This is a genomic window from Hyphomonas sp., from assembly GCF_041398465.1.
GTDB lineage: Bacteria > Pseudomonadota > Alphaproteobacteria > Caulobacterales > Hyphomonadaceae > Hyphomonas.
In genome coordinates this window covers 596,670-616,090 of record NZ_JAWKUS010000001.1, presented here as the reverse complement: position 1 = coordinate 616,090, position 19,421 = coordinate 596,670, and the positions used below count along the sequence as shown (strand labels likewise).

Annotated in this window: 14 protein-coding genes; 10 read left to right on the top strand and 4 right to left on the bottom strand. The window is 60.8% G+C overall.

All coding sequences use genetic code 11. The features are described 5' to 3' along the window. Positions 1–89: 89 nt before the first annotated feature. The 4 genes from cysQ to R3C98_RS02905 all read left to right on the top strand — a co-directional run bounded on the left by cysQ (position 90) and on the right by R3C98_RS02905 (position 5,271). On the top strand, positions 90–878 hold the full coding sequence (cysQ, locus tag R3C98_RS02920; RefSeq protein ID WP_371312619.1) for a 3'(2'),5'-bisphosphate nucleotidase CysQ: 789 nt from the start codon (positions 90–92) through the stop codon (positions 876–878). A gap of 72 nt (positions 879–950) precedes the next feature. Then, positions 951–2,291 (top strand): phosphoglucosamine mutase, encoded by a 1,341-nt coding sequence (glmM, locus tag R3C98_RS02915; protein ID WP_371312618.1) that lies wholly within the window; start codon positions 951–953, stop codon positions 2,289–2,291. Between the two features lie 148 nt (positions 2,292–2,439). After that, positions 2,440–4,299: an AMP-binding protein gene (locus R3C98_RS02910; RefSeq protein WP_371312617.1), complete on the top strand. Its 1,860-nt coding sequence runs from the start codon at positions 2,440–2,442 to the stop codon at positions 4,297–4,299. Positions 4,300–4,380: 81 nt separating this feature from the next. Continuing rightward, positions 4,381–5,271 (top strand): hypothetical protein, encoded by an 891-nt coding sequence (locus R3C98_RS02905; protein WP_371312616.1) that lies wholly within the window; start codon positions 4,381–4,383, stop codon positions 5,269–5,271. A 4-nt stretch (positions 5,272–5,275) separates the two neighbouring features. On the opposite strand, the gene R3C98_RS02900 is transcribed toward R3C98_RS02905, so the two are convergent. Next, complete coding sequence (locus R3C98_RS02900) at positions 5,276–5,923, bottom strand: 2-hydroxychromene-2-carboxylate isomerase (protein WP_371312615.1); 648 nt, start codon at positions 5,921–5,923, stop codon at positions 5,276–5,278. On the opposite strand from R3C98_RS02900, the gene R3C98_RS02895 reads away from it, so the two are divergent. Continuing rightward, on the top strand, positions 5,922–6,944 hold the full coding sequence (locus R3C98_RS02895; RefSeq protein ID WP_371312614.1) for an alpha/beta hydrolase: 1,023 nt from the start codon (positions 5,922–5,924) through the stop codon (positions 6,942–6,944). The genes R3C98_RS02900 and R3C98_RS02895 overlap by 2 nt on opposite strands. A gap of 90 nt (positions 6,945–7,034) precedes the next feature. Here R3C98_RS02895 and R3C98_RS02890 read toward each other — a convergent pair whose 3' ends face one another. After that, the gene (locus R3C98_RS02890; protein WP_371312613.1) at positions 7,035–9,956 is read right to left on the bottom strand and encodes a TonB-dependent receptor domain-containing protein; all 2,922 of its coding nucleotides are present in this window, start codon (positions 9,954–9,956) and stop codon (positions 7,035–7,037) included. 381 nt (positions 9,957–10,337) lie between these two features. Here R3C98_RS02890 and R3C98_RS02885 point away from each other — a divergent pair, with 381 nt between their 5' ends. After that, the gene (locus R3C98_RS02885; protein ID WP_371312612.1) at positions 10,338–12,665 is read left to right on the top strand and encodes a TonB-dependent receptor; all 2,328 of its coding nucleotides are present in this window, start codon (positions 10,338–10,340) and stop codon (positions 12,663–12,665) included. Between the two features lie 121 nt (positions 12,666–12,786). Beyond that, positions 12,787–14,190, top strand: a complete 1,404-nt coding sequence (locus R3C98_RS02880; protein ID WP_371312611.1) for a protein adenylyltransferase SelO family protein — start codon at positions 12,787–12,789, stop codon at positions 14,188–14,190. A 1-nt stretch (position 14,191) separates the two neighbouring features. Here the strand turns inward: R3C98_RS02880 and R3C98_RS02875 are convergent, their stop codons facing one another. Beyond that, the gene (locus R3C98_RS02875; protein WP_371312610.1) at positions 14,192–15,271 is read right to left on the bottom strand and encodes a fatty acid desaturase; all 1,080 of its coding nucleotides are present in this window, start codon (positions 15,269–15,271) and stop codon (positions 14,192–14,194) included. Positions 15,272–15,387: 116 nt separating this feature from the next. Between R3C98_RS02875 and R3C98_RS02870 the strand changes: the two genes are divergently transcribed. Then, positions 15,388–16,560 carry a CaiB/BaiF CoA transferase family protein gene (locus tag R3C98_RS02870; protein WP_371312609.1) on the top strand — a complete coding sequence of 391 codons (1,173 nt, stop codon included), beginning with the start codon at positions 15,388–15,390 and terminating at the stop codon, positions 16,558–16,560. A 9-nt stretch (positions 16,561–16,569) separates the two neighbouring features. On the opposite strand, the gene R3C98_RS02865 is transcribed toward R3C98_RS02870, so the two are convergent. Next, entirely contained in the window at positions 16,570–17,505 is a 936-nt protein-coding gene (locus R3C98_RS02865) for a DMT family transporter (protein WP_371312608.1), read from the bottom strand. A 250-nt stretch (positions 17,506–17,755) separates the two neighbouring features. Here R3C98_RS02865 and gap point away from each other — a divergent pair, with 250 nt between their 5' ends. Continuing rightward, positions 17,756–18,763, top strand: coding sequence for a type I glyceraldehyde-3-phosphate dehydrogenase (gene gap, locus R3C98_RS02860; protein ID WP_371312607.1), 1,008 nt, complete (start codon positions 17,756–17,758; stop codon positions 18,761–18,763). A 22-nt stretch (positions 18,764–18,785) separates the two neighbouring features. Further along, on the top strand, positions 18,786–19,418 hold the full coding sequence (locus R3C98_RS02855; RefSeq protein ID WP_371312606.1) for a cyclopropane-fatty-acyl-phospholipid synthase family protein: 633 nt from the start codon (positions 18,786–18,788) through the stop codon (positions 19,416–19,418). The last annotated feature ends 3 nt before the right edge of the window (positions 19,419–19,421 follow it).

The following is a 19,421-nucleotide window of genomic DNA, read 5'->3' as shown; positions in this document are numbered from 1 at the left end:
CGCGCGCCAGTCAATGTCGCGGCTGCGGGCTTGCCTATCGCAGACGGGGCTGACAGGAAGAGCGCCGGATTTCGTGCAGGAGAACAGGTTTGGCGATTACGGGTGACACGCTGGCGCGCATTGCGCTGGATGCGGGCAAGCTGATCATGGAGATCTATGACGGCGACTTCGATTTCACGAAGAAGGGCGACGATTCCCCCGTCACCATCGCCGATGAAAAGGCCGAAGCGCTGATCCTGAGAGCGCTGGCCGAAGCCGATCCGGACCTGAAAGTCATCGCCGAAGAGGCCATGGCCGCCGGTGAGATGCCGGAACATGGGGCCCGGTTCGCGCTGGTCGACCCGCTGGATGGCACGAAGGAATTCATCAACAAGAACGGTGAGTTCACCGTCAACATAGCCATCATCGAGCATGGTCGCCCGGTCATGGGCGTTGTCTATGCGCCAGCCCTGTCGCGCCTGTTTGTGGCGGACGCCTACAATTCCGCCTGGCAGGCGGAGGCGGCACCGGGCGGCGACGTGCCGGCCGAGCGTACGCCGCTGCGCATCCGCAAGGCGCCGGACGCGGGCGTTACGGCGGTTGCGTCGAAATCCCACCGCACGCCCGAAACCGATGCCTTCCTTGAAAAGTTCCAGGTTGCGGACATCAAGGGGGCGGGGTCATCGCTGAAATTCTGCCTGATCGCGGCAGGTGAGGCCGACCTCTATCCGCGTATGGGCCGCACCATGGAATGGGACACCGCAGCCGGGCAGGCCGTTGTGGAAGCCGCTGGCGGCCGGGTGCTGACCGAAGAGGGCGCGCCGCTCCTCTATGGCAAGCGCGAGCGCGGCTATGATAATCCGTATTTTATTGTGTATGGCGGCGTGTCCCCGGTCTGACATAGTCCTGCCACGTTCCGGTATCGTTTTCTCCAGCTTTTCCTGCGACTTCTTCGGTCAGGGAGTAACATCATGGCACGTCAGTTCTTTGGCACGGATGGAATCCGGGGCCGCGTAAACCAGAAGCCCATGACCGTGGAGACGGCGCTGCGCCTGTCGATCGCGGCGGCGCGCACCTTTTCGCCCGACGGCGGACGGGACGTGATCATTGGACGGGACACGCGCCGCTCTGGCGAGATGATCGAGGCGGCCATCGTCGCCGGCCTCAGCAGCATGGGGCTGACGCCGGTCTGCGTCGGCGTCGTTCCAACTCCGGCGGTGGCTCTGCTGACGCGGGAAACCGGCGCGGCCTTTGGCGTCATGGTGACGGCCTCTCACAACAAGTTCCAGGACAATGGCCTGAAACTGTTCTCACCGGAGGGCGTTAAGTTCACCGACGAGATCGAGGAACAGCTCGAGACCGCCATGTTTGACGCCTTCGAAGGCGGCTATGCGGCGCCGACGGACGTGACGAAGCCCCGCCAGATGGAAGAGGGCGTGCGCCGCTATGTCGAACGCTGCCTGGAGGCGGTCGAACCGGAAGCGGGCTTTTCGAAGCTGAACGTCGTGCTGGATTGCGCGAATGGGGCGGCCTACCGGGCAGGGCCGGACGCGCTGCGCAAGCTCGGCTGCAAAGTCACCGTCATGGGTGTTTCGCCGGATGGCGTGAACATCAATGCCGGTGTCGGCTCGACTGATACAAAGGCGCTGACGAAAGCCGTGCTGGACAACAAGGCCGATATCGGGATCGCCTTTGACGGCGATGCCGACCGCCTGATCGTGATCGACGAGCTGGGTGAGGAACTCGATGGTGACCAGCTGATGGCGCTGATCGCGACCGAATTGTTCCATACGGAGCGCCTGAAGGGCGGTGGCATGGTTGCGACTGTCATGTCGAATATGGGGCTGGCGGAATATCTGAAAGGCCTTGGCCTGATCCTGGCGCGTACCAAGGTGGGCGACCGGTATGTCGGTGAGCACATGCGGGCGCATGGGTTCAATCTTGGTGGCGAACAGTCCGGCCATATCATCCTGTCGGATGTCTCGACCACGGGGGACGGCTTGCTGGCGGCGCTTCAGGTGTTGAAAGTACTGGCGCGCACGGGGAAGAAGGCATCCGTAGTCGGACGAGTGTTCGAGCCTGCGCCGCAGGAACTGGTCAATATCCGCTATGCCGGGACCAACCCGCTGGAAACAGAGCGGGTAAAGTCTGCCATCGCCCGGGCGGAGGCGGAGATGGGGGAGAAGGGCCGGTTGGTTGTCCGCAAGTCGGGTACCGAACCGCTGATCCGTGTCATGGCCGAAGCGCTGGAAGAAGCCATGATGAAACGGGCGCTGGAAGACGTGGTGGAGGCCGTTGAGGCCGAAGCCTGATTATTGCCCTTGATTTCCGGCCCTGATTGACGCGGGGGATTGCCCCCGCGGTCATGCACACCCGCCTTTCGTTGGGGAACGAATTGCCTCTCCGGCCTGATCGCCTATCATCCGGCGAAACGATAACAGGTTCTGGGAGAAACACCGCATGGCCGATGCGACCGAGCTGCCGCCGTTCCGTCCGCTGCCGCAGAAGACACCCGATGTCGAAATGCGCACCGCGCTGGGCGGGATCCGTTACATATCTGCCCGTCAGTCACCGGGCCCGCGCCCGCGGACCATACCGCACTGCCTGGACGAACGCGCCGCTGAACATCCTGACAGACCGTTCCTGAAAGAACGTGACCCTGAAACCGATGAATGGGTGAGCGTCACGTATGGCGAGGCTGCCCGCATCACCGACGGCCTGGCACAGGCCTTCCTCGACATGGGGGCAGGGCCCGATGCGCCGGTGATGATCCTGTCCGGCAACTCCATCCGGTCTGCCATGGTGATCCTGGCGGCTCAGAAGATCGGCGCTCCGGCCGCGCCGATCTCGGTGCCATACTCCACCATGTCGACCGATTTCGAGAAGCTGAAGCACTGCTTCAATGCCGTGAACCCGAAAGTGGTTTTCGCGGAGACGCTGGAGCCGTTCAAGAATGCCATTGCGGCGCTGGACTGCGATGACTGCAAGGTTTTCTCCGCCGATGCGGGGGGGGACAACACGGTTCTCTCCTATGACGAACTGGCGGCGACCGAGCCGACAGCGGCCGTGCAGGAAGCCCGTGACCGGCTGACGGATGCGAGCATCGGCAAATATCTCTTCACCTCCGGCTCGACCGGCATGCCGAAGCCGGTGCCGACGACGCAGGGCGCCATGTGCTCCATGATCGCGGGGAATGAAGGCCTCCGCGAAAATTCCCGCGACCCGGAATATGATCCGAGCCACGTGGACAATGTGCTCGACTGGCTGCCCTGGAACCACATTTCCGGTTCCAACGTGAACTTCAACGGCGCGATGTGGAATGGCGCGACCTTCTGGATCGATGGCGGCAAGCCGACGCCGGCCCTGTTCCACGAAACGATCCGCAATGTGCGCGAATGTTCTCCGTCGACTTTCGGTACGGCGCCGATCGCGCTCGCCATGCTGGCCGAAGCCATGGAGTCCGATGACGACCTGCTGATGGCTTTCTTCAAGAATATGCGGTCCATCGGCTATGGCGGTGCGACGTTGTCGGACGATCTGTATGACCGTCTGCAGAACCTTTCCATCAAGGCGACCGGGCGGCGTATCCCGATCATCACCATGTATGGTGCAACCGAGACGCAAGGCATCACTGTGGTGCACTGGGAGGCGGAGCGCGTTGGCCTGATCGGCCTGCCATTGCCGGGATCGGATCTGAAACTCGTGCCGAACGGCGACAAGCTGGAAGTGCGGGTCAAAGGCCCGTCGGTCATGCCGGGTTATCACAATGACCCGAAGAAGAATGCCGAAGTGTTCGACGAGGAAGGCTACTACTGCCTCGGCGATGCGGTGAAGTTCGTCGACGAGGAAGATCCGAACAAGGGCCTGATCTTCGACGGCCGCGTCGGGGAAGACTTCAAGCTCTCCTCCGGTACATGGGTCAGTGTCGGGACGCTGCGTCCGGACTATGTGGCAGCCTGTTCGCCACTGATCTTCGATGCGGTAATCTGCGGTCAGGACAAGGATGTGATCGGTGCGCTGGTCTGGCCGTCACCGGCGGGCATGGAGCAGCTGGTCAAGGAGAAGGGCGGCGACATGATGGCTGCCTTCGGTGTGCTGACGGAACAGCTGGCGAAAAAGACTGCGGCCTTCAATGCGAATGAGCCGGGGTCGTCCCGCCGGATCCGCAGGGTCATGATCATGACCGAACCGCCGAGTGTCGATGCGGGTGAAATCACGGACAAGGGTTATGTGAACCAGCGCCTCGTGCAGGCCCGCCGGGCCGACCTGGTGGCGGCCCTGTTCTCCAATCCGCCGGGGCAGGGCGTCATCACGCTCTGATAGCGGGAAAGCGCTGCTCGCTTAAGTCGTTGGAAGGCTTTTTCCGGTATCTCTCCCTTCGGACTTTCGTGGGGAGAGATCATGACCTTTGACGCGCGCAAGGCAAATACTGCGTCTGCGTCCGGCCAGCAGAATGCGCTGTTCGCATTAATCACAATTGTTGTCGTGTGCGGCGCGTTCTTCGCCGTGCTGAGCCTGCCGCACAAGGCCGCGAGCAAGGACACGCCGCTTGGGGACCGGGTTTCGTCCGTCACGATCGATATGCCGAACCTGCCGGGTGAGGCAGCCGAAGCGTATTTCATTGCGCTCGGCAAGGTGGATCCTGAGGCCCAGATGGCGCTTTCCGGAAAGATCGCGAAGGCTGGCAAGCTGGACGATGAAGCCATGACCACACTTGTCATGGCGCATGCCGAGACCGTGTTGCGCGACCATGCCAGCTACCTAGCGCAGGCTGATACAAAACATCTCGACGATATCCTGGACATGACTCGTGACCGGCTGCGCACGGCATCGCGCAAGCGCAGCAAATGGTGCGATGCAGGCCGATATTCGGATCTTGCCGATATGGAGTTCAAGCAGCCGGCCGATTTCGAGAAGTCGATGGCGGAGTTCAAGGCGCCGCTGAGGGACTATTCCTTTGATGTGATGGCTGGCCTGATGATCGCGATTGAGGATGCGCGCGAACATCCGGTGACGCGCGGAGAGTTAACCCGCGCTGACGAAGCCGCCCTGCAAGGCATGGTCATGTCCATCATGGCCGATCCGGATGTTCTGCCCCTGATGGTGTCATTGCAGTCCGGCGCGGACGCGAAGAAAGCGCTGAAGGGCGTAAATGTCTGCACGCTTGGTGCCACGGCGGTGACGGCGGCGAAGACCCTGCCGCAGGAAACCAAAGGCCGCCTCCTTGCGGAAGCGGCCCGGCAGTTGGAAGAAAACGGCGCGTCGGCCTTCCGGACCGGCGTCGGCTTCTGAGGCGTCAGTCCTTCCGGGCGACGCCCGCTTCGCCGAGGCGCCACTCCAGCAGGTCGATCCGGTCCTGGCCGAAGAAGGCCTCGCCTTCAAATACCATGAGCGGTACGCCCCAATGGTGCGGGTCCTGTTCGGCCTGGCTTTCCGCGATCACGGCTTCCAGCCGGTCTTTCTCGGCTTCCTGGCGGGCATCCATCTCATCGAGATCGAAGCCGGCCCGGGCGGCCGCCTCTTTCAAGGCAGTCCCCTCAGTCCACGCGCCACCGGACCAGATCAGGGTGGAGACCTCGTCCATGAAGGCCCAGCCTTCTTCATCGCCCTTCTCGCAGGCGAGGATGCCCAGCCGGGTGAGCCGGCCAATATAAGGCTGCTCGGGTGAGATCTCGCGCGTCATCATGTTCATGACCACGGGATCGGGGTTCAGCGGCCCGATGGGCAGGCCCAGATACTGCGCGTTCCTGACGAAATCGCGCAGCAGGTAAGGCACCCATTGCGGACGGACTTCCTCGAAGAAATGGGGCGTGCGAATTGCGATCGGATAGACCGGACGCGGGCGAACGCGCACATCCCACTTCGAGGGGAGGGCGCGGAGGCGCTTCGTTGCCAGATAGGAATATGGCGAGCGGAACGACCAGAAGACATCGACAGTTCTCATGCCAATAGTTTGCCGCCTTCATGCCGCCTTCACAAGAACCAATTTCGATACCATCTTGCCCGCCATGACACTCGACCAGACCCTTCGCCAGTTTATCGACCGGTTCACCATGCCTGACCTCAAGGGTCTGGACTGGCAGACAACGGCTGACCGTTTGCGCCGCCAGTTCTATCTGGCCAGCCATGCGATCGAGAAAGACGCGCCCGAGATGGCGGATATCTCCCACATGATGGTGCCATCAGGGGAAGGGAAGGTGAAAGCCCGTGTCTATACGCCCCTCGGCGCCGGCATTGCGCCGGGACCGGGCATTCTCTTCTTCCATGGTGGCGGCTTCGTGATCGGGGATCTCGAAAGCCATGACATGTTGTGTAAGCGGCTGGCAGAAGGGGCCCGGTGCCGGGTCGTCTCCATCGACTACCGCCTTGCGCCGGAGCACAAATTTCCCGCCGCGCATGAGGATGCGCTGAATGTCTGGCACTGGGTACAGGACCATGCCGGTACGCTGGGGCTCGATCCGGAGCGGTTGGCTGTTTCCGGCGACAGCGCAGGCGGCAATCTCTCGGCCTACCTCGCGCAGGAAATGAACCGGACTGGCGGGCCTGCGCCGGCTTTCCAGTTGCTGCTCTATCCACTGGTCCAGTTTGCCGATATCCGCACAAAGAAGATGCCGTTCAATGAAAGCGGCTTTTTCATTTCGGCGAATTTGTTCGAATTCTTTCGCGATGCCTATCTTGCCACGCCGGAAGACCGGATGGACATTCGCGTTTCGCCCCTGTTTGCCCCGGAAGACTGTTTCCGTGGCTTGCCGCCCGCGCATTTTGTGCTTTGCGGCTGGGACCCGCTGCATGATGAGGGCCTGGCCTATGCCGACAAGATGGCGAGCTTCGGCGTGCCGGTGACGGTGCGGGAGTATCCCGGCATGGTGCACGGGTTCATGAATCTGACAGCCCTGTCGGACACGATCCGGATTGCGATCCGTGATGCGGGGCAGGTGACCGGCCGCGCGCTCGGCGCCATCTGACGCCAACCCTGAATCCCCAAGAAAAAGGGCGGTCCCGAAGGACCGCCCAGTTGTGTCGGCTTCTGGGAGAGCGTTACTCTCCGGGGTCGATTATTTGCCGTTTCCGCCGAACCGCTTAGTCACGCTCAACTTGAATGTGCGGCCAAACGGATTGTGTGTATAGGGATCATAATTTAATTCGAACTGAGCGAATGGCGGATCCTCATCCGTCACGTTGACCACGGAGAGACCGATATCGAGGTCCCATGGGGTCGACTGCCAAGTGTAGTACAGGTCGAACGTCGTCTGGCTGTCGATGCTTGCGCTCTGTGTTGGATCGAAAGATCCGGACAGCTGGATCTGGCCACGCTCATCGTCATAAGAGTCAACGTGACGCATTACAGCCCGGAAATTGTGATCTCCGACCGCATAGTTCGCAAACAGGTTCGCTTTCCACTGCGGCATCGACCGGGTGAAGTTACCCCGGTTGAACTGGCCGACATAGTCACCACCACCGATTGGCAGTCCCTCAACAAAGTAGGGATCAACCTTGTATTCGATGATGTAGGTCGCATCTGCACCCACGCTGAACTCTGCAGAATTGGCGAGTTCCCAGTTATTCTGCAGCCGCAGGTCAAGACCGGAGGTTTGGATATCCGGGCCGTTTGTGATGTTGGTTATGACTCGGTTGATCGAAGCAGCCGATGGTGCCCCTGGATTGTCGAACTCAACCCTGGAAAGGATTGGTGCAGAAAAGTCACTGGCATTGATGGCTGCAACAGCCGCGTTCACAATATTCGTCTGCTCCTCGACGATGATCGGATCGGAGAAGTCGAAATTGTAATAGTCGAGCGAGGCAAAGAAGTTGCCCCTCTCATAGATGCCGCCAAAGTTGAAGCTGAAGGCCGATTCCGGCTTCAGGCCTGGATTACCGAACGTATCAACTGCCTTGAAGGCGCCCGCTGCAGCGACATATTGGAGCGTTGTTCCGACCCCACTAAGCTGATTCAGCGATGGTCCGCGGAACGAAGTCTGAGCGGAACCGCGAAGGGCAAGCGTATCATTCACCTGCCACTTGGCGGCCACCTTCGGGTCGAATGTCGAACCGATATCACCGCCATAGTCTTCATAACGCACGGCAAACTGCATATCCAGATTGTCGTAGAGCGGCACCTGAAGTTCCCCGAAGATCGCGTAGATCGTCTGGTCTTCATCTGCTGCGGTCGTCCCAGCCAGGAATGAATATGGGCCGGTTCCACCAGGACCCGGTGTTGCGGCAAGGTCGGTCAGCACACCCGGATCGACCTTGTAGCTTTCCCGACGGATCTGCACGCCAGCAGCCCAACCGACGGCACCGCCAGCGGCTTGTACATTGCTCTCACCCGAGAAGACGCCATCAAACACCAGAAGGTCTGTGTTTCTGACACTTCCGTTCGGACCTGTGAGCCAGTTCGCAAGCGTCACCGAGTTTTCCAGACCGGGAACATATCCGGGATTGGCCTCTCCGGTTACGCCGCTTGCAGGAATCGCGTTCGAGAACGGGTTGTAATATTCACAGTCACCCTGACCTGCGACAGCACCTGCTGGTACGGCGCCGGTAACAGGGTCGGAGCAAACACCAAAGCCACGCAGCGCGGCTGCCAAGCCTGCAATATACGTGTCATTCGTGATAACTTCGGCTTCGGTCGTCGAATAGCTGAGCGCGGCATTATAGTTCACGCCATTGCTGAAATCGCCAGTCAATGAGCCGGAAGCGCGCCATGTCTCAGAAGTACGCGAGCCTTCCTGAGCGCCCCCGGTTCCGGGGAAGCCGCCCCAGCCGAAAGACCGTCCAAAGAAGAGAATTGGCGTCGTCGCCGGGTCCAATCCGCCCGGAACAGGTGATCCGCCGGTTCCCAGTGGGTTGTAGTCCGTATAGATGCTTGCAGCCCAATCCGGATTGTCGGCGGCAAATTGCACCAGGCCCGGATGGTCCGGAAGCAGAATCTGACCGAAAAGGGCTTGCGGCGGATAGGAGGGAGATGTCTTCCAGGTTGGAACATCTGTAGAGGCATACATTGCCTCGAGGTGCAATTCGGCACCGTTGGCGAGGTTCCGGTTGTACTCGGAGAAGATCTGGTAGCGCTCTTCCTCCTCCTGAAGATTATCGTAATTGGTGAACTGGAAGCGGCACACCACGCCAGCATCGGTTCCGCCCAGGGCTCCACACCCGTCATCACTGTTTGCAAAGGCCAGTGGTGAGCCAAGCGCTGAGCCGATGCCAATATTGGGTGTTGCAACGAACGAACCTGGGTTGCCGATGGATGACCACCCCCCGGCAGGCGCATCTGCAAAGGGTAGAATGGCCCAGTCTTTTTCTACCGCGCCGACTTCCCCGCGTTTGTTGTAGCCGACAGAGGTTACCCAGCTGAAATTGTCGCCCTGAAGGCCGTAAGATGCTGAAATGTCATAGTCGCCGTTCGAGCCATCATAGTTCATCACCGACCCGCCGACCTGAAAGCCGTCAAGATCCTGATTGGTGATGAAGTTCACGACGCCAGCAATGGCATCAGAGCCGTAGAGGGCTGCAGCACCGTCTTTCAGCACTTCGATACGGCCGATGGCAGAAGCCGGAATTGAGTTCGTGTCAACAAACAGCTGTGCTTGCTCGCCGATCGGATAAGGATAATAGGTCTGGCGGTGGCCGTTGATCAGCACCAGGGTACGGGCCGGGCCAAGGCCACGCAGGTTGATGTTGGATGTGCCTTCCAGGCCGTTCGATGCGAACTGGTTGGTTTGGCTGTCCACACCGGACGACGGGCCAAGGTTACGGATCAGCTCGGTGATCGAGGGATCGCCTTCCAGTTTCAGGTCTCCTGCGGTCAGAACGTCGACTGGCAGGGCGGCATCCTCCGGGGTGCCTTGAATGAATGATCCGGTCACCGTCACTTTGGACTGGCGAAGTTCCGAACCGTCTTCCTGGGCAATGGCTGGCAGTGCCAGAAGCAGGGATGCTGCTGACGCACCCGTCAGCAACCGAATTGATTGTCTCATTTGTTTCCTCCGTTTGTGCGAGACACCGGATCTGAGCGTCCGGATTTGCTCTCACGCAGGGGCAGGATAGGCAGACCTAAGACCTCTCGAACAGGAAAAAATATTGTGCGGCGCAGCAGAAGAGCGGGCGACCACGAAATAATTACCCTAAAACAACGTTGTCACTCGCGTATTTGGTGTCCGTATTGCGCAACTAACGGGCACTCCGGTGCCCAAAATTTGGGAATTGTGGCTCTATTGTAACACTCGGCCAAAATATTCGGGTGCGACTGTGAGACTACTGTGAATGCTTCAGGTGTCGCTGTTACGTTGGAAATAGCCCGCACGAGAACGGGTCCGAATATTTCTCCCAGATCAACTTGAACTCAAAACGAGGAAACCATGGCGCTCAAGCACAGCTTGCTTGCGACCGCTTCTGCGGTCTTTTTTCTGACGTCTGCAGCATACGCTCAGGAAACCACAACCGAACGCGAATCCGCGATCGACAAGGTGCTCGGCACCGTCACTGTCACGGCAACCAAGAAAGCCAATGTCGAGAACGTCCAGGACGTTCCGGTGGCCGTGACGGCCTTCAATTCCGACACGCTGGACGCGCTGAACGTGCGCGACCTCGGCTCGCTCAGCTATACGACCCCGAACGTGAACCTGACGGATGTCGGCACGTCGCGCGGCGTTGCAAACTTCTCCATCCGCGGTCTCGGCATCAACTCGTCGATTCCGTCCATTGACCCGACTGTCGGCGTGTTCGTCGATGGTGTTTATCTCGGCACCAATAGCGGCGTCGTGCTGGACCTGTTCGACCTGGACAGCGTTGAAATCCTGCGCGGGCCACAAGGTATCCTGTTCGGCCGTAACACGACCGGCGGTGCTGTCCTGATCAACACCGGCAACCCGACCGATGAATTCCGCTGGAAGGCACGTGCCACGGTCGAGACCCCGATCGACGACAATCGCGGTGGTCCGAACTCCACCATCCAGGCGACGGTCTCCGGCCCGCTGATCGAAGGCAAGCTGAACGGTAAGCTCGGCGTTTATTACAACTCCGACGCCGGCTACTTCGAGAACCTCTACAATGGTGACAATCAGGGCGAAGCCCAGACGTCCATCATCCGTGGTGCTCTCGAATGGATGCCGACCGACAACATCACCGTCCTCGGTAAGGTCGAGCGCTTCGACACGCGCGGCGATGGCCCGGTGGCCCAGAACCGCGGCCTGTTCGACCGTGATTCCTTCGACTTCTCGATCAATAATCCGGGCCTGCAGGACAGCGAAGCCACCTTCGCCACGCTGCGCACCGACATTGATGTCGACTTCGGCAATGGCCGTATCACCAACATCATCGGCTATCGTGAAGTTGATGGTCTGACATCTGGTGATATCGACTCGACGCCGCTGACCCTGTTCCACTCCGGATCGGAAACCTCGCAGGAGCAGTTCTCCGAAGAGCTTCGCTACGCTGGCACCTTCGGCAAGGCAGAAGTGACGGTTGGTGGTTTCTACTTCACCCAGGAAGTCCGCTACACCGAGATCCGCTCCCTGCCGACGCTCAGCGCAGCGACCTTCTATGGTGGCGGTGGCCAGGACCACAATGTCTACGGCCTGTTTGGTCAGGTGGACTATGCGGTTACCGATCGCCTGACGGCGATCTTCGGCCTTCGCTACGGCTATGAAGAAAAAGATGCGGACATCACTTACGTCCGTCCGCGTCCGGAATGCTCTGTGGTCGACGCAACTTGCCCGACGACCGGAACCAACCCCTACGTCCCGGGCGAGCCGAACGGCTTTACCAACAAGGACGACTGGAGCAACTGGTCGCCGAAAATCGGCTTCAAGTATGAGCTGGATGATACGTCGCAAGTTTACGCACACTACACGAACGGCGTGCGTTCGGGCGGCTACAACTTCCGTATCACCGATCCGTCTCTCTTCCTGTCGATCTTCCCGAACCCGAACCAGGATGCGGCGACCGATGAAGAGAACGTCGACAGCTATGAAATCGGCTTCAAGCACCAGACCGTCGATGGCCGCGGCCAGTTCAATGCGGCTGTGTTCTTCAACGACATTTCGGACATGCAGCGCGAGCTGAACCTGCCGTCGCCGTCCTCCGGTGTGTCTCAGGTCATCCTGAACACGGCGGATGCCGAAATCCTCGGCTTTGAGGCGGAAGGCCGCTATGCCGTGCTCGACAACCTGCTGCTGACCGCCAATGTCGGCGTGATCGATGCGGATTACACCGACGTCTGGTACGACATCTCCAGCGACGGCATGATCAACGGTCGCGACCTGGATCTCGACCTGCCGCGTGTGCCGGAAACCACCTATGGCTTCGGGTTCATCTATGACCACGATCTGGGTGACAAAGGTACGGTCGTTGCGCGTGCCAACTATCAGCACCGCGACAAGAACGCCTTCACGGATAACAACTGGGGCTGGATGAACGCGGCTGACATGGTCGACGCGAACCTGACCTGGAATACACCGTATGAAGGCCTGTCCGTGGCTGTGTTCGGCAAGAACCTGCTGGACGAAGTGACCGCCGGTAACGATACGCAGCTGCCGTTCAGCGGCGCTGTCTCTCCGCTGGTTCCGGGCAGCACGAACCTGTCGACAGGTGTGAACACGCCGTACGCCTACTATCCGGGCGCCGGCACGCTGTCGCCGCTGCTTCCGGGTCGTCGCATCGGCTTCGAAATCACCATGAAGCACTAGGCTTCCTGGAAATTCTTTCCGAGAGGGGCGGGCGGCAACGTCCGCCCCTTTTGCATTCCGGCATCAAACACCATTGCGTGTGTGCCCTTGCAGGCAGCGCAAGCGGATGCTGAGTGAAGGCATGACTGAAGCGCCCCCGATTCTCGCCCTGACCGACTTCGTAGCCGATCCTGTCGATCCGGCTGACTTTCCGAAGCATGAGATCCGCTTCTGGAATGACCGCTGGGCAGGGGAGGTAGGCCTTGGCGCTCTGGATACCGCCGCGCAGGCCGTGCATTTCGGGCGGTTCGAACCCTTGCCCGGAAACCTGCCCCAGCCCTTGGCACTTCGATATCACGGCCATCAGTTCGGCGTGTACAATCCACAACTGGGCGACGGTCGTGGTTTCCTGTTCGCGCAAGTGCGCGACAAGGCGGGCAGGCTGCTGGATCTTGGCACCAAGGGCTCTGGCCAGACACCGTGGAGCCGGCAGGGCGACGGGCGGCTGACCCTGAAGGGCGGCGTGCGGGAAGTGCTTGCCTCGTCCTATCTGGAAGCCCTCGGCGTCAACACATCGAAATCCTTCGCGCTGATCGAAACGGGGGAAGAGCTGGCGCGCAATGACGAGCCGTCGCCGACACGGTCTGCCGTACTTACACGCCTGTCGCACAGCCATGTCCGGTTCGGCAGTTTCCAGCGCCTCGCCTATCTTGAGCAGGGGGCCGAGATGGCCCGGTTGGTCGACTACTGCGTGGAGCAGTTTCATCCGCAGGCTGCGGACCCGGATCTTGCCCGCCGGGCCTGCAATCTTCTCGAAAGCGTTGCCGTCGCGACGGGCAAGATGATCGGGCAGTGGATGGCGGCCGGGTTTGTGCACGGGGTGATGAACACGGATAATTTCAATATCACGGGCGAAACGTTCGATTTCGGACCGTGGCGCTTCCTGCCGGTGTCGGATCCGAATTTCACGGCCGCCTATTTTGATGAGCAGGGGCTCTACCGGTTCGGGCGCCAGCCCGTGCAGGGCGGCTGGGCCTTGCAGCAGCTGGCCTCGGCCTTGCTGGCAACGGGCGCTGATGCTGACGATCTCGCCAAGGCACTCGCACCCTATCAGCTGGCGTATCGGGATAGCTTCGTTGCGCACACCCACGCATTGCTTGGTATCGCGCCGGCAGGGGAGACGGAGGAGGACATCGGCTTCCTTCAGGCCTTCTATGCCTGGATGACGACAAGCGAAGCGGTCTGGCCGCAGGTTTTCCATGACTGGTTCGGCGGAGCGGCCAGTGAAGCCCGGGCATCCGCGTCACCACAGGCGGCGCTCTACGTTGATGAGGCCTTCGCGTCGGTTAAGGCAAAGATCCTTGCGCGAGACCCGGTGCGGCCGGAGCGGTTGTCGCACGAAATCTTCCAGCGCCCGGCGCCGCCGTCACTGCTGATCGACGAGGTCGAGGCGCTCTGGGCGCCGATTGCGGAGGCGGATGACTGGTCTGCCTATGAGCAGAAGCTGGCCGACATCGAGGCCCTGCGCATCGCGCGCTGGGGCTGACCTATTCGGCAGGAACTTCCTTGTGGCCCGACGTGTCTGGCCCGGAATAATTCTTCGCGAAGGGATAGGCAGACTTCCAGACTTCCTTGCCGTCCTCATGTTCCACAAAATGGCAGCCGATCAGCGTCCGGACGAAGTCCGCCAACACGAACCGGTCCGACTTCATGTACCAGTCGCCGAGGACAGGGCGCACGGCATTGGTCGCCTCCTGCAGGCGATAGTGCGGGATCGTTGGGAAGATATGATGGATGACGTGCAGGTTGCCGATATTGTGGGTCAGCCAGTTGAAAGGGCCATAATTGCGATCAACCGTCGCCAGCGCGCCTTTCAGGCCTGACCAGTCATCGGAATCATAGACCGGCACTTCCGGCGCCACGTGCTGCATATAGGTCACGAAGGTCAGCCAGGCGGCATAGATGAAGTAAGGCGCGATGATATACTTCAGCGCGAAGACCCAGCCGAACTGCACACCCAAGTAGATGTAGAGCGCGAGGAAAGCGAGGTTCACGCCGAGGCTCGCATACCAGGACCACTTCACGTGGGATGCGTAGAGATCGCTGACAGGCAGGTAATGGCTGCCATGGACCGGGTCATAGGTTGTGATGTTGCGGAAGCCGAGCTTGTACATCGGCCAGCCGATCAGAACGAAGATCCCGGAGCGGAAGAGGACCTTGCGGCTGAACCAGTCCTGCTCGGCGCGGCAGGCGCGGAAGACTTCCTCTTCCTGCAAGTGCCCGGTCTTCACGTGGTGCATTGCGTGGCTGCGCTGCCAGCCGCGATAGGGGACGAGGATCGGCCCGTGCGTGGCAAGGCCGACGATGGTGTTCACCAGCCGCGATTTAGAGAAGGCGCCGTGCCCGGCCTCATGCCCGACCACGAAGATCGACCAGAACAGCGTGCCCAGCATGAAGATCAGCGGCGCTTCGAAATACCACGCGGTTGTGTGCGCCAGCGCCCAGTAGCACAGCGCAATCAAGGCCACATCGAAGAAGAGGTAGGCAAAGGACCGGGCCGTGTCCGGCCGGAAACAGCGATCCGGAATCGCGTTTTTCAGGTCCTGTCGGGTGAAGGTCGGGTCCAAGGCGAAGCCTCCGTCAATCTCTGCAAGAAGACCTCGATTTGCTTGACAGGTAATGAAGAGACCTTCCATCCCGCTCCTGCAGAAAAGACCGCATCAGACTGAATCAAAGGTGAGACATGAGCGTTGAGAAGGCATCCGGCCCGCTGGCTGGCGTCAAAGTCGTGGACATGAGTTCGGTCGTCCTCGGGCCGTTTGCGACGCTGATCTTCGGGGACCTCGGCGCAGATGTCGTGAAAATCGAAAGCGGGCAGGCGGGCAAGGGCGGCGACATGATGCGCTATGCCGGTAAGTCTCCGACCGGAGACCTCGGCCCGCTCTTTATGGCGCTCAACCGCAACAAGGCTTCGGTCCAGCTGGATGCCAAGACAGAGGAAGGCAAGGCGGCGCTGACGGCCCTTCTGAAGGATGCCGATGTCTTCTTCCACAATGTCCGCATGGCCGGCATGGGGCGGCTGGGCTTCGGCTATGAGGATGTGAAGGCGATCAAGCCCGACATCGTCTATGTGCACTGTGCGGGCTTCGGCGAAGGTGGGCCGTATGAGAAGCGCCAGGCCTATGACGATCTGATCCAGGGCGCGTCAGGCTTCGCGGCTCTGAACGCCATGCGTTCCGGCGGGGCGCCGGAATATGCGCCCTCACTCGTGGCCGACAAGACGGTCGGTCTGTTCGCGGCCTATGCGACGCTGGCGGCGCTCTATCACCGGGAAAAGACAGGGCAGGGGCAGTTCGTGCAGGTGCCGATGCTGGAGGCGTTCACCTTCTTCAACATGGTTGAGAACCTCTACGGCGAGACGTTTGTGCCTGCGTCCTATGGCATGGCCTATACGCGCTCCATCAATCCGAACCGCAAACCTTACCCGACCAAGGACGGCTATATCGGACTGGTGCCGTACTCCGACGCGCAGTGGGCGCAGTTCTTCGAGATCGGCGGCATGCCCGGCGTGTTCGAGGATCCGCGCTTTGCGACCTATCAGGCCCGCACCGAACACACGACCGAACTCTATGCCCTGATCGAACAGGTCGCCGCGACCAAGACGACGGGGGAATGGCTGGACTTGCTGGACGCGGCAAACATCCCGGCCATGCGCTACAACACGGTGGAGGATGTGCTGGAGGATCCGCACATGAGGGCGGTCGACTTCTTTGCAAAGCGCACCCATCCGGACGCCGGGACCTATCGTAGCATGCGCCATCCGGTGCGGTTCTCGGAAACGCCTGCGTCTGTCCGCACAGAGCCGCGGCGTCTCGGCGAGGATACCGAGACCGTGTTGCAGAGCCTTGGGCTTTAGGAACTGGCTCTAGGCGGTCTTGTCGCCGCCGCCCCGCCGGGCGAGCCAGACACCGGACAGGATCAGCGCGAATGCGGCCATGGCGTGCCAGGACTGCGTTTCTCCGAACAGGATGAAGCCGAGCACGGCGGCCATGACCGGGATGGAATAGCCGGTCAGCGACAGGAAAGTGGCTGAGGTCCGCGCGATCAGCAGCATGTAGAGCGCCTGCGCGATGGCCGACGGAATAATGCCGAGACCGACGACGCCGGCCCAGTGCGTCCAGTCTGCGTTCACTGTGGCCGGGTCCACCGTCAGCGCGAACGGCCAGGTCACGATCGCCGCAATGGTGACGAAGCCTGTGGCGAAGCTGATTGAAGGCATGGGCGGGGCGCCACGGGCCAGCAGGCTGGACAGGGCATAGAATACGGTCGCCCCGATCAGCATGAGCTGGGCAATCGTGCTCGCCGAATCGAGGCTCTGCAGCGCATCCGGCCCGAACAGGACAGCGACGCCCGCAAAGCCCGTGATAACGCCCAGCGCCGAGCCCAGCGTCAGGCGTTCGTCCCGGAACAGGACGTGCGCCCCGATGGCCACGAAGAGGGGCACAGCGGCGGTATAAAGGGCCGCCAGGCTCGAATTCACGGTCTTCTGGGCCGTCGTGATCAGGAAAAAGGGGAAAGTCGAGCTGGTCAGGCCCATCAGCACGATGGTGCGCCAGCGGGGAATGTCCCGCAACGGCGGCAAGCGCCGGCCCATGGCCAGCATGATCACCCAGAGCACGGCTGCACCGATGGTCAGGCGTCCGGCCAGCACCCAGGCGGCTGGCAATCCGGCGTCAGGGTTTCCCTTGTCGACAGCGATGCGTGTTAACTGGTAGGCGCCCGCCCACATCAGGCTGAGAAGCACGAACAAAGCCCAGTCGCTGGCCGTCCTCCTGCCGCTCTGAGCTGCCTGCTGCGTCATGTGCCGACCGTCCTCCAGCCGGGGAGGAACCCCGGGCTGGCCCGGATAGGCGGGCAGGGCGGGGAAGTCCACGCAAATATTGCACGAAACTTGCACACAGGAGGGCACAATTGCCCTGACTCACCGTGAGGTCCGATCACAGAAGCGTTGGCGGCGCCCTGCCGCATCGTCTTCGGGTGGACGATTGGCCCGCGGCGTCGTAAAGGGCGCCCAAAGTTTCCGGTTTTCATCCCTCAAGAGGAGAATCTCTATGACCGTTCGCGTTGCAATCAATGGTTTTGGCCGTATTGGCCGCCTGGTCCTGCGCTCCATCATCGAAAACGACCGCAAGGACATCGAAGTTGCCGCGATCAACGACCTTGGCCCGGTCGCGACCAACGCGCACCTGTTGCGCTTCGATTCCGTGCATGGCCGTTTCCCGGCTGACGTTCAGGTCGACGGCGACAAGATCGTCATCAATGGCAAGCCGATCCTCTGCACTGCGATCCGCGATCCGAAAGACCTTCCGCACCGCGAACTCGACATCGATATCGCGATGGAATGTACCGGCATCTTCGCCGACAAGGAAAAGGCTTCTGCCCACCTCGAAGCAGGCGCCAAGCGCGTGCTCGTCTCGGCTCCGGCCACGAACGCTGACAAGACCATCGTCTTCGGCGTGAACCACGACCTGCTGACCAAGGACGACCTCGTCGTCTCCAACGCGTCGTGCACCACGAACTGCCTCTCGCCGGTCGCCAAGGTCCTGCATGACCTGGTCGGCATCGAGAAGGGCATGATGACGACGATCCACTCTTACACCAACGACCAGCCGTCGCTCGACCAGATGCACAAGGACCTCTATCGCGGCCGCGCAGCTGCCGTGTCGATGATCCCGACCTCCACCGGCGCCGCCAAGGCTGTCGGCCTGGTCCTGCCGGAACTGAACGGCAAGCTGGATGGTATTTCGGTCCGCGTGCCGACGCCGAACGTTTCCGTTGTCGACCTGAAATTCGTCTCCAAGAAAAAGACGACCCCGGAAGAGATCAACGCGGCCATCAAAGCAGCTGCTGATGGCCCGATGAAAGGCGTCCTCGGCTACACCGACCAGCCGAACGTCTCGATCGACTTCGTGCACGATCCGCACTCCTCGATCTTCCACCTCGATCAGACCAAGGTGATGGACGGCAATTTCGTTTCGATCCTGACCTGGTACGATAACGAGTGGGGCTTCTCGACCCGTATGGCGGACACCGCGCTCGCCATGGCGAAACTCATCTAAGCAAGGCAGAGGAGCCCTGTTCGTGACGACGCCGGGTATTCCGAAGGATTTCTGGAACACTCGCTTCAGTGAACAGGGCTTTGCCTATGGGGAGCGGGCGAGCCGGCTGCTGCTGGCTTTCCGCGACCTGTTGACGCCAGGCCAGCGCGCGCTTGTCCCCGCTTGCGGGGAAGGGCGCGACGCGGTCTTCCTGGCCGAATGCGGGCTGGACGTGACGGCGGTGGACATGTCTGCCGCCGGTCTCGCCAAGACCGCAGAGCTTGCCGCTGCGCGCGGCGTCTCAGTTACCTGTATCGAAGCCGACCTCAGCGAATGGGATTGGCCAAAGGCGGAATATGACGTGATCGCGTCCATGTTCCTGCACGTACCATCGCCGTTCCGGCCGACGCTGCACGCTTTCATGCTGGAATCGCTGAAGCCCGGTGGGCATGTCTTCCTCGAAGGTTTCCTTCCGGAACAGCTCGATTACCAGAAATCCCATAATTCAGGCGGCCCGCCCGTGCTCGACATGTTGTTTGCGCCTGCCGACATCAGCTTGGATTTCAAGGACGCCGAAGCCGTGTCGTTCATGACCGGTATCGAAACCCTTTCTGAAGGCCCTTATCATTCCGGACCGGCGGCGCTGTTGCGCGCCGTGTTCCGCAAACCGGAGTAACAC